Annotated in this window: 15 protein-coding genes and 1 pseudogene; 9 read left to right on the top strand and 7 right to left on the bottom strand. The window is 59.3% G+C overall.

What is annotated here, in order from left to right; genetic code table 11:
- The coding region (locus tag RBH22_RS17600; protein ID WP_343218159.1) for a PQQ-binding-like beta-propeller repeat protein at positions 1-633 on the bottom strand (633 nt) is incomplete at its 3' end.
- Between the two features lie 160 nt (positions 634-793).
- Here RBH22_RS17600 and RBH22_RS17595 point away from each other — a divergent pair.
- On the top strand, positions 794-1,189 hold the full coding sequence (locus RBH22_RS17595; protein WP_306678689.1) for a hypothetical protein: 396 nt from the start codon (positions 794-796) through the stop codon (positions 1,187-1,189).
- Positions 1,190-1,202: 13 nt separating this feature from the next.
- Positions 1,203-1,619 (top strand): hypothetical protein, encoded by a 417-nt coding sequence (locus RBH22_RS17590; RefSeq protein WP_306678691.1) that lies wholly within the window; start codon positions 1,203-1,205, stop codon positions 1,617-1,619.
- A gap of 67 nt (positions 1,620-1,686) precedes the next feature.
- On the opposite strand, the gene RBH22_RS17585 is transcribed toward RBH22_RS17590, so the two are convergent.
- Positions 1,687-3,051: a restriction endonuclease gene (locus RBH22_RS17585; RefSeq protein ID WP_306678687.1), complete on the bottom strand. Its 1,365-nt coding sequence runs from the start codon at positions 3,049-3,051 to the stop codon at positions 1,687-1,689.
- Positions 3,052-3,292: 241 nt separating this feature from the next.
- Between RBH22_RS17585 and RBH22_RS17580 the strand changes: the two genes are divergently transcribed.
- The 6 genes from RBH22_RS17580 to RBH22_RS17555 all read left to right on the top strand — a co-directional run bounded on the left by RBH22_RS17580 (position 3,293) and on the right by RBH22_RS17555 (position 5,953).
- Positions 3,293-3,571, top strand: coding sequence for a ribbon-helix-helix domain-containing protein (locus tag RBH22_RS17580; protein WP_306678684.1), 279 nt, complete (start codon positions 3,293-3,295; stop codon positions 3,569-3,571).
- Positions 3,564-3,827 (top strand): type II toxin-antitoxin system RelE/ParE family toxin, encoded by a 264-nt coding sequence (locus tag RBH22_RS17575; protein WP_306678682.1) that lies wholly within the window; start codon positions 3,564-3,566, stop codon positions 3,825-3,827. The genes RBH22_RS17580 and RBH22_RS17575 overlap by 8 nt, the downstream gene beginning before the upstream one ends.
- 75 nt (positions 3,828-3,902) lie before the next feature.
- Positions 3,903-4,250 carry a hypothetical protein gene (locus RBH22_RS17570; RefSeq protein WP_306678680.1) on the top strand — a complete coding sequence of 116 codons (348 nt, stop codon included), beginning with the start codon at positions 3,903-3,905 and terminating at the stop codon, positions 4,248-4,250.
- Positions 4,251-4,538: 288 nt separating this feature from the next.
- Positions 4,539-4,898: a transcriptional regulator gene (locus tag RBH22_RS17565; RefSeq protein WP_306678678.1), complete on the top strand. Its 360-nt coding sequence runs from the start codon at positions 4,539-4,541 to the stop codon at positions 4,896-4,898.
- Positions 4,899-5,018: 120 nt separating this feature from the next.
- Positions 5,019-5,387: a hypothetical protein gene (locus tag RBH22_RS17560; RefSeq protein ID WP_121571261.1), complete on the top strand. Its 369-nt coding sequence runs from the start codon at positions 5,019-5,021 to the stop codon at positions 5,385-5,387.
- Entirely contained in the window at positions 5,384-5,953 is a 570-nt protein-coding gene (locus tag RBH22_RS17555) for a hypothetical protein (protein WP_306678674.1), read from the top strand. The genes RBH22_RS17560 and RBH22_RS17555 overlap by 4 nt, the downstream gene beginning before the upstream one ends.
- A 347-nt stretch (positions 5,954-6,300) precedes the next feature.
- Here RBH22_RS17555 and RBH22_RS17550 read toward each other — a convergent pair whose 3' ends face one another.
- Entirely contained in the window at positions 6,301-6,897 is a 597-nt protein-coding gene (locus RBH22_RS17550; RefSeq protein ID WP_306678671.1) for a hypothetical protein, read from the bottom strand.
- A 304-nt stretch (positions 6,898-7,201) separates the two neighbouring features.
- On the opposite strand from RBH22_RS17550, the gene RBH22_RS17545 reads away from it, so the two are divergent.
- Positions 7,202-7,690, top strand: coding sequence for a hypothetical protein (locus RBH22_RS17545; protein ID WP_306678669.1), 489 nt, complete (start codon positions 7,202-7,204; stop codon positions 7,688-7,690).
- Positions 7,691-7,705: 15 nt separating this feature from the next.
- Here the strand turns inward: RBH22_RS17545 and RBH22_RS17540 are convergent.
- The 4 genes and pseudogenes from RBH22_RS17540 to RBH22_RS17525 form a co-directional block, all read right to left on the bottom strand.
- Positions 7,706-7,846, bottom strand: a pseudogene (locus tag RBH22_RS17540) (IS630 family transposase); the annotation flags it as partial.
- A 12-nt stretch (positions 7,847-7,858) separates the two neighbouring features.
- On the bottom strand, positions 7,859-8,353 hold the full coding sequence (locus tag RBH22_RS17535) for a zinc ribbon domain-containing protein (protein ID WP_306678667.1): 495 nt from the start codon (positions 8,351-8,353) through the stop codon (positions 7,859-7,861).
- Positions 8,350-8,709: a hypothetical protein gene (locus RBH22_RS17530; protein ID WP_306678664.1), complete on the bottom strand. Its 360-nt coding sequence runs from the start codon at positions 8,707-8,709 to the stop codon at positions 8,350-8,352. Before RBH22_RS17530 ends, RBH22_RS17535 begins: the two co-directional genes overlap by 4 nt.
- A gap of 150 nt (positions 8,710-8,859) precedes the next feature.
- Positions 8,860-10,501 (bottom strand): SWIM zinc finger family protein (locus RBH22_RS17525; RefSeq protein WP_306678662.1); only part of this gene is annotated, 1,642 nt, incomplete at its 5' end.

The following is a 10,501-nucleotide window of genomic DNA, read 5'->3' as shown; positions in this document are numbered from 1 at the left end:
GTCGCCAGTGGACGCCGTAAGCGCAGTTACATCGCCCTGGTCGCTCGTGGCGACGAGGAGGTCGTCAGCGACGGTCGGCGGATTGGGTCTGCCAGCTGTATCGTGTGTCCAGGTGGTCGTCCAGCTAGCGGTGTCAAGTGCGACGAGCCCGCCGGTCGATGGCTCGGTATAGTCGCCAAGTACGGGCGTCACAGCGATCGAACCTTCGAGGGCTGGTGGGCCAGTTGGACGCCGATTGAGTTCGTGGGTCGTATCGGAGGACCCATCGTCGAGTTGTACGGTGGTCAGGATGCCATTGTGCTCGCCGGACGTGCGGCCAACGACGACGGCCGTATCATTTGTGGCAACGAGTCCAGTGATATCGATATCGTCCGTAAGGGAACTCGTCCAATAGTCACCGCCAGCCGTGAGCGTCGGCTGATCGGGAACGGCGTTCGTATTGTGCGGAGAGGCACGTGTCTGTGGCCACTGCGCGACGCCAGGATCTGTCGGCGTACACGAGCTGGTCTGGCAGCCGGCAGTTGCCGCGAGAACTGTCGTGGCTGAGACTGCAAGGTATTCACGGCGCGATATGGAGGGCATCTGACCGAAACGTCGGATACAGAACCCATAGGGGTTTTGGATATCCATCATTAGGCGGGGTTACTCGAAGCCAGCTACGACTGTCCGGACTGTGGGTACGAAGCCCCCTCGCGCATCGTGTACGGCGCCGAACGGTGAGTGGGTGAGCGCTGGGCGCTGTTTTTCGGCCGGACACGAGGTGGTGGCCCGGTACGACCGGGTGAGTCAACCAATGACCCTTGAAGTACTTGACCGACACAGTGAGGCACTGTTCGAGTTCCTCTGGTGCCCCGTCTGCGGGCAGGAGGTCTTCACTCACATCCCCTTCGAGGGGGTGTTCTGCAAGAACTGCAACACCCAGGTCGAACTCCAGGAATCCCGAGAGACACGCGGCTACGAGGAGGCCGTGCTCGCCTGCTTCGACACCCACTCAACGTGGAACCTCCACGTCAACGAGAAGCTCCGTCACGACCTACCCGATGGGTCGGCGCGCGTGAAGATCCTCGGCGCACCGGGTGCCTACAAGGTCGACTGGTGGAGTCCGGAGCCAGGTGAGGATTGGGAGCCTGTTGAGCGCGGCGAGTTCGACAACGTCGAAGAACCAGACGAGGTGTCGCATCTAGCGTAGTGGCTGCGGTGAAATCCACCGCAGAGGACGATTCTCAGCGACCCTACTGAAGGGCCTCCTCGACGCGACCCGCGCCGAGCGAGGACCGGGGTACACAGCAGCGTCGTTCGTGTTCCTCGACAAGCTCTCAACGATCGGACTGTGTCTGGACAGTAACCCAGACCGAACGATTGACGCAGCACAGCCAGCAGATCGCCTTGTCCCGTCCAATATAGAGCAGCTAGACCAGCCGCTATTCCTGCTGGGGCACGGCGTCGGAAATCCGGGCGACGGTATCCACGGGGATGAGGAGTACCTCTACGTCGTCGAGACCCCGACGCGAAACCCATTCGAGGAGCCCGTCGAGTGGTCTGTCAAAGTGAGCGGGCAGTCCGCGTTCCTGCGCCGGGATGGCCCGCCCGACGAGACTTTCGAGCGGGCCAGCTGGTAGTTCTATGGGGCGCTGGACAGCGCACTCGATGAGCTGGTCGCTGAGCCAGTGTGAAAACGCTACCAGTCTAAATGATGCCGCCGATGACTAGCAGTCCGGCGACGAGCAGTAGGGTCGCGACCAGGCTCGCCCCGGCGAGTAACTTGTTCTCCATCGCCTTCTCGTGGAGTGGCATCTCGGCGTACTCCTCGCGGAACGTATCGAGATTCTGTTCATCGTAGAAGTACTTCGTCTTCAGCGCGAACCGGTCGGTCACCGCACAGCCGGTACAGACCGGCTCCCCTTCGAGCCGTTCGGTCTTGATGTGAGTGTCGCAGGCGATTGCCCCGCAGTTCGGACAGTACGTGTACGTCTCGTCGACGCCGCTCGTCTCGCAGTGGACGCACCGATGAATCCTGTCCTCCAGAGTGACCCGCGAGGGGCCAGCAGCATAGTATTCGTACGGATACGAGTACTCCAGCATCTCTGTCGTCTGCCGAACCTCAGGTAGATACACCGGTTCAATCGATTGCACTGAGATGTCCGAGCGATTCGGCTCACACGTCTTGTTGTACGTGACGTTATTGTCGCCGGTGTAGGTCACCGTCGTCGTATGGTAGTCTTGGAGGCGGTCAACAGCCCACTCCTTGTACTTCGTTTGGGTCTGGCCGAACCGTCGCTCCTCAACATCGTCGAATACCTCGGTAAACTGCCCGGTATCGAGGGGCACCGTCGTGTGGAAGTTCTCGGTGACCAGCGTCGCGACATCGTTATCTGCCACATTCGGATGGCCGCGTTCGGCGTGGACAACGAACTGTGTACGGTCGTTGATCCGGTGGATGACACCGACCGAGGTCTCGAAGACAGCGTTCGTGTCGGCGGTGATCGCGACCACCGGCTGAAACGTTACCTGCGAGTCCGGTTCGGGGAGATCCGCGGCCTCGATGTTCTCGATGTCGCGGAACGCCTCCACGACGGGTGCGTCGACCGCGGCCGCGGGGTCGTACGGACGAAGCGTCTCGTCACAGAGGACCTCAATACGGCCGTTGTAGAGATCCAGCCCGATCTCGTCGGCGATCTCCCGGAGGTCCTCGCCATCGATCAGCTCGATGGGATGGGGGTCATCGTTCTGCTGGAGACGCTGGGCGTACTCCTGGGCGGGATTCGTGAACCGGCCGGTCGTCACGACTATCCCGCGTTTGGGGCCGTTGAACTCGAACGTCGCGATTGCCGAGTGCAGTTTCTGGACGACCGGCCGTCCGACCGTCCCCGTGTGCTTGCACTCGACGATGATGGCACGCCGCGTTCCGTCGACGATCTCCTCCATAATGACGTCTCGACCCTCGTCGCTCGTTTTGGCGGCCTGGCGGACGTTCTCGTAGCCGAGGGTGCGGAACACGTCCTCCATCAGGTCCTCGAACTCGAATCCGGAGAGGTCGTCCAGGACAGCCATCCTAAGGTAATTGGACAGTACGTTGCAACTGTCAAATACGTTGCCGAACACAGCGCCGCTCTGTTTTTCGAGCGCCCACCGAGATACGGTCTGATACGTCGGGGTTTGTGTTGACGGGAGCGCAGTTGTCCAGACCCTCTCGGAGCACGGCGGCTCTCCTTCAAGCGCGGTCTGGATATCATCAACCACAGTCTGCGTATCCGACCGAAGGTACTTACGTGATACATACGTATCACAGCATATGAGCACTGACAGCGATGCCGGTGGCAACGGTGAAATGGAGAAGATCAACGTCCGGGTGCCACAGTCGCTGCTGGCACAAGTCGACGAGGTTTGGGAGAAGCGAGGCTATGCGAACAAATCTGAGTTCATCCGCGACGCGCTTCGGGACGCTGTCAACCCACCAACGCAGCTATCCGAGGAAGCGCTGGAGCATCTGGCCGAGAGCCGCGAGCAGCGAGAGCAAGGCGAGACGGTATCGCAGAACGAGGTGAAGGACCGACTAGGAATCGATGACTGAGGTCGAGTGGACGCCGAAAGCATTTGATTTGCTGGACGGGGTCGACACCGAAGCCCAAGAGCGGTTGGTGAAGAAAATCGACGAGGCGAAAGACTGGACTTCCCATCGCCTGGAAAAGCTTAGCGGGTATCCGTACTACAAGCTTCGCGCCGGCGACTACCGTGCGATCATCACGTGGGACCGAGACGAAGATGTCCTGATTGTCGAAGCGGTTGGGCATCGGCGGAATATCTACGATCGCCACCTCCCACCGTAACGCAGCGGTCTGTTTTTCGAGTACCCCGAGCGGGCGAGGGGTCCTCTAAGAGCCCTCATACAGAGGTGACTTCCAGTGAGTCAACAACAGAATCCGGAAAACGTCTCAATCGACGACATCCCAGTCGATATCGGAAATATGCAATCAGCAGAGATCGATCCCACCGACGTCCCCGACGAAATCGAATCCATCACCCGTGGGCTTGCTGGCGACCAACCGCCGACGAATCCCATCGTAGTTCTCAAAGCAGCGCGCTGGTGGTACCTCCACGGGAAGGGCGGCACGGATCCTGCCTACCGATGGTCGATCGAATGGGCGCGTCACCTTGCGGCTGACACGCTCAGCGACAGCAACCTATACGAGGAATTCCTCGCGTACCTCGCTACGGTCGGCATCGCTAAGGAGCCAGCAGTGCTGCGCTGATCAGAACTCGTAGTATACAATCTCGTCAGCGCCGCAGCGTGGACACTCCTCGGCCTCCTTGGAGAGGGTCTCGCCACAGTTGCGGCACTCCCACAGCGTCGAAGGGTCCCCGTCAATGGCCGTCCGGAGCCTACTCAACAGTCCCATTCTACTAGCGGCGACATCCGCTTGGGTGGTAATAGCTTCCTTTGATCTTCCGAATCACCTCGGTATCGTTGAGACGTGTTGTTTGTGCGCCCCAGAGGGGTGCGGCGCATCCTGATGTGATGCAGTCGCTGTGAACTCGATTTGGTTCAGACTGCTGAAGCTGATGAACTGGATGAAAGCGATGAGCGTGCAGTGCTCCAGTTCGGGACTTATGACGATCTCGTCGACAGCCTCACACCGCTACGCCTCGATCTCATCCAAGCAATCGCCAAAGAGCGCCCATCAAGTATGCGGGAGGCTGCACGACTCGTCGACCGCGACGTCTCCGATGTTCATGCAGATCTGAAACAGCTGGAGGTATTGGGTATCCTCGAACTTAACGAAGGTGGCCCTGGGGGAGCGATCCGGCCAGTTGTCCCCTTCGATAAAATCGAGATGCACATCGACTGCCCGCTTCTCGACGACGTCGACGTAGACAGCACCCCAGCTAGCGCAGACTAGCCACGTGTTTTTCACCCTCTGAGACCGGCGTAGGCCATTCCTGTCTCACGGGCGTTCATGTGCAAGCTCTATGCATACGCCGAAACCGTTATGCGTCTATGTGCAGAACTTGCACATAGAATGAGCGCAAGCGACGACCCGCGACGGGTCCATTTCCAGTCGCCGGAGTATCTCGTCGACCGGCTGGATGCGATCGCCGACCTCTTCGATAAGGATCGTACGGATCTGCTTGTTGAGGCAATTCGCGAGTACATCGAAGACACGGCCGACAGCAAGACGTTTCAGGAATTGGTCGCGACGAAGTACTACGACGACCAACTCGAATTCGAGACGGTCAAGCAGTTGGTCGGTGCCGAGACCGCACAGCGACTCCACCTCCTCAAAGCGGACCTTGAGGACGTGCCACTTGATCTCGCTGCCCCGGAGGACGTCGACATTTACGAAGGCGATGTGACGACGGTCGACACCGAGACCGACGACGATCGATGAGCGGCCCACGATTGCGAACAGTTGTCGCCGACACGAGCGCTCTCGTCAGTCTCGCTGTGCCTCGTGCGGACGCGGCCGTCGACACCGACGTTCCGGACCCGTTCCAGTACCTGCTCACCTCGTGTGAAGTGGTCGTGCCAACGGAGGTAGTCACAGAGCTCCGCGACATCACGCAGTATCAGGATATTCACGCTGCGGCTGCGAGTAACGTCCTCGCGGCCCGAAACCACTTCACGATCGAGGATCCCTACGAACGTAAGGGTACGCCGGACTCCCGGCCGACGTTCGGCCTCGACGACGGCGAAACCGATGGCATCGTTCTTGCGAACGTGCTCGCCGTCGACGGATTTCTCACCGACGAATTCGGTGGCACGAACTTCCCGCTGATTCACGCCGTGCTTCAGGGCCCCCGGATCGTCCCGACGCCGCGGCTCATTGTGGACTACGCCCGGAATGGACATTTGAGCCACGAGGAGGCTCGAACGCTGCTCACAACGATCAGCCCGCATCGTAGCTGGGAGAATAGTCCCTACGTCACGCAATTGCTCCAGCGCCTCGAAAAGTAGCTATCTGGTGGGACCACCACACCTTCCGCGTGGAACCCATCCGCGAGCCGCTATGCGGAGCACACTGCCCCGGCGACAACTCTTGAGGGCCCTCGACCGGTCGATACCCTGTGGTTCGGGAGATGTTGTCCTACTTGCCTTCGTTTGCTTTGGTCACTATCCGTCTTCGGGGAGGATAGTTCGACCACGAACGTATGGCTCTCAGCGGTTGAGCCAGTACTGCCAGTCTGCGATCGCCTGTTCCGTGAAATTGTCCTGATGTTCGCCATCATCAACGTAGGATCACTGTGTGAGTCCCTGTAACCGTGGCTCAGCATCTATTCAACAGAGCAGCATATTCGAGTGAGCTACCGTCCACTACTGTGTTCGTCGCCCTCGAGCGCGTCCCGAAGCCCGTCCGGAAGTAAGGAAAACGGCTTTTCCGCGTGAAAGGCGACGTTCTCGTAGGCCTGCTCGACGTGTTTTCGCTTCGAGTCCGCACTCTCCTCGGCGAGCGCTTCCAGTTCGTCCATCATCGATCGGAGTTCGTCCTCGGCTTCGAGCATCTCGGCGGTCAGCGCTAGTTCCTTGATCGCCTTGGCAGCTGCGCGTCTCACACGGCCGTCGCCGTCGCGGAGTGCGTCCACGTAGAGGTCCCGCAGCCGTTCGCGGTGGGTCGCGATCTCGTCGAGCGTCCACTCGCCCGGTAACGTCCCGTCGGTGAGGTCCGAACCAACTGTTCGATAGGCCAGGCGCGGATACAGACCGGCTGCAAAGCGGATCACGGACTGTCGCTGGTATCCATCGTCGGCCTCGTAAAGGTCGAGACACATCTGGAAACACTCGTCGAACAGGGCGGCTCGTTCCTCGAGCTCGGTATTCTCGATTTCGTCGATTGCCCGATTCACGCGCTCGGTGTCGCCAGAGGAGAGTGCGTCGGCGAACGCATCGGGAGTGTGGTCCATACGCGTTCTTGGTCGGATGGCGGCGTAATTCCTCGGATTGGGCTTCGAGAGAATCTCCGTTCCTCACGATCAGAAGTACAAGTTGAGACCGATGCTGGAAGGTCTGTTGGAGGAGTCCCCGTGCTGATCCGAAACAGGTGAAGCGTGGACAGAGATACCAGAGACTGCTCTCACCGCGCGGGACGGAACTGACGTCAGTCTGTGCTGAAAGAGCGGATAGAGAGCGTCGGGGTAGTCTCTTTTTGGCTCTCGGCTGGCACCTCGTGCGATAGGCTTCTCTGTCTTCGTGGATACACTTCAACCGATGCAAACCGAGACGTGGATCGAGCGAACGATCATCGATCAACTCACCACCCACGACAGACGCTACAAACACGACTACGGTGGCGTCGAAAAAACGACCGACGACCTCGTCTCAGCCTGTGTAAAACTCGATCTCATCACGTCAAGGGACGAGCCCGGACTTCCATCGATCGAGCAGTTTTTCGCAGCGGACGCGGATCTCGAACCGGAGGTCGAGACGGCACTCGAATCACTCGAAGAACGGGGGCTGATCGAGCGTGTCGGGGAGCGCGAGCGGCTTGGCCCACCACTCGAACCGGGTGACTACGGGACGACCGTTCTCTGGGGGCCGACAGTCGATGGACGGGCCGAAGCGAACGCAATTCGCGAGGCATACTCTTCCGAGGTCGAAGCACTCGCGGAATCGCACAGCACAGAGTCGGACGAGTTCAAGAAACAAATCGTGACGCTCGCCAGAACGTATGGCATCCTCCCGAACTACTTCGGATGAGATCGGGGTCGAGGTTCAGCCCTCGATTTGCTGGTTTTCTTCGATTTTAATTTCGACTGGGTAGAGCCGACGTAGCTTGAGTCGTGCGTCATCGGTGGTGAACTGCCAGTCGATGAGTCGGTCAGCCGCATCCCGGTGATCTTGCCACGCAGCGACTCTCCGATTGCGCTATGGCAATTCGTAGCCACAGTTCGGACAGAAGTTTTCGCTGCCATCCAGCAGAGAGAGGCACTCGACGCAGATGCGGTTGCTCGGAGCGGTGGCGATATCCTCCAGAAAGTCCATCGCAGTCTGTGACGCAGCACCCGGGCGATAGCCGTCAGCGTAGCCCGGCAGTGTTGAGGCCCACTGGACGGTCCCCTCCTCATCGACGACCGCGACGTTCCCAGCGATGTCGAGTTTCCCGTAGCGTTTGAACGCCTCTGACGGTGTCTGATCGATGGTATGGTTCAACGCACGATTGCGTTTGAGGTCGCGCTCGTAGACCTCTTCGGGCGTCGGATATCGTACGTCGCCTGGGAAGTCCGTGGTCGGCTCGTGTTGCTCGTCGATCCGGTCGATCTCGACAGTGATGCCGTGCTCGTCGTGTAGCGTTCGCAAGAGCCGGAGCGTGTGGTCGTGCCACTCACGGACGTCCGCATCGGCGTAGTAGCGGAGGATCATATGTCCTGCTCCGCCTCTTCTGCGGCCGCGATGCGATCTGAGAGGCTTTGGGCGAGCCACTCGTTGGCGAGGTCGCTTGCATAATCGACCGTCTCTTGATGGCTCATCCCCTCGGTTTCGAAGGATTTGTAGACGTACCACCGTTCCGCGGTTGGATCAAAGACGATCACATACGTCTTCGCTTCCATATCCAGCAGGAACGCTTCGATCGTGCCGGGGGATGATCCCGGAAACCCCATCGCTCCGTGAATTTTCGAGTTATCGCTCTCGCCGATCTGCTTCACGATGTCGTCGGTAATGGGGTGGCTCGGAAGCGACGAGAGAAACGACGGTGATGTTTCTGAACTATCGGTCATATGCGACGGTTCGTGGAGAAACATCTTGAATCCGTGGACTCAATCGTACATTCCTGCTGTGTCTCACCTCCTTCGCTGTAATCAAAAATCCCCATCACCCTTCGATGACGAATCGGTCTGTACTCTCTGTCAGTTATGGTCTTCGTTGTGCTATCGATCTTCAAACTCCTCGAGTAATTCCTCCAGCATCGGCCGGAGCTTGTACTTTTGATAGTGATCATCCCGGAGATCCTGTACGTAGTCCCGCCAGTCGTCGAGTTCGTCCACAGCGTCGGCCGCGTTTCCGGCTGTCTCTAGCCAGTCCACAGCGTGTCGATACCGCTGTGATTTCCCCTCCTCGATGATCGGTTTGGCCTGTGCCTTGCAGGCGTCGATCGTCCACTGCGGGCGCTCGTTCCAGACGGCGTCGGCGACCGGTTCGACTACCTTGTAATCCGAAAACCGGTCCGCGATGGCGATGGCCTCGTCGTACCGCTCCGCGTACAAGAAGATCTCGACGTGGCGTTGCGCACTCTGCTGGGTGGTGTCTCGGTTCGCGAGTGCCTCCAGCAGTTCCTCGCGAATAGCCGGCCAGTCCTCGCCGGCGAGTTCTTCCGTCGCCTGGTAAGATACGAGCGTCGGAGAAGCTTTGAACGCGGTGATAGCCGCCTTCAACGCCACCTCTGGTTCACTCATACTGCTGACTCGGTCGCGGAGCCACTCAGCCAGCGCTGGTTTTCCGCTGCCGTCCAGGGTCAGTCCGTACTGGGCGATCTCCAGCGCTGCCTGCGGTCGGTCGTGACTCCGGAGGGCTTTGGCCAGCGTGAGCGAGTCGTCTGGTGACTGCAGGTGCTGCTGTCCGTACTCGATTGCCTCGTCGATACGGCCCTCCGAGACGAGCATCGTAACGTATGCGTCGGTCAAGTCGGCAGCTGCCGCCAGATTTAGGTACTCCTCGATGCGATCCTGGCGTTCGAGAACGTTGAGACGAGCCCGAATGACATCCCTGGCGTACCAGGGGTGCTCTTTGTCCCAGAGGTCCGCGTCACTGCTCTCGGGCTTCATCGCCTCCTGGATCGGGTCGCAATCCCAGTCCCGCTGGACGACCGCAAGAGCGACACTGTAGGGAGGTCGATCCGTATAGCTACTCATCTCGTTCTTCCAACCTCGGAGTTTCGCCTCCCAGTCATCGCGCTCTGATCCAGCAAAGTTGGCTGTAAGTAGCGCTTCGGCCAACGCGGTGTCGATGTCGTCGAAAAACTCGAAGATGCCCTGTGAGTCGTCGTACGAAAGCGCGAGCCACTCCTCGTCCATTAGTTCGTCTGCGAGCGGGTCAAGAACATCCAGTGCCGACTCGCCGTCGCTGGCTTCGATGGCGGCTCGCGCTTGATCGAGCAACTCTCCCAGCTCCTCGACGTCAGTTTCGACTGTCGCATACGTATCATAGGCCTGAGATTCACGCTCGTTCGGGGGCTGGAGAACGTACTGGACGTGCCGTCGAATCGAATCTCGATTAATGTCCGGACTCTGATTAGTGGAGTCGCCGGCTGTGTCCTCTGACTGGGCTGTCTCGAGCCGAGATTCGATCCACTCTGCGAGGTCGGGACGACGCTCGACGAGAGCAACGAGGAGGTCCCGAAGTTCCGCAGGATTTGTGTCTGCGACCAGTTTGGAGATGGGTGGCCGCTGACTGATTTCGTCGGGGTTGCGGATGTATGTCAGGAGAACGGCCACACGGTGCTTACAGATGCCCCCGTGATCATACAGACAGGAACACATCGTGTTGACGACACCGGACTCATCAAGTTCGATC

The organism is Halobellus sp. H-GB7 (assembly GCF_030848585.1).
GTDB lineage: Archaea > Halobacteriota > Halobacteria > Halobacteriales > Haloferacaceae > Haloquadratum > Haloquadratum inordinatus.
This window is presented reverse-complemented; position numbering and strand designations above follow the sequence as displayed.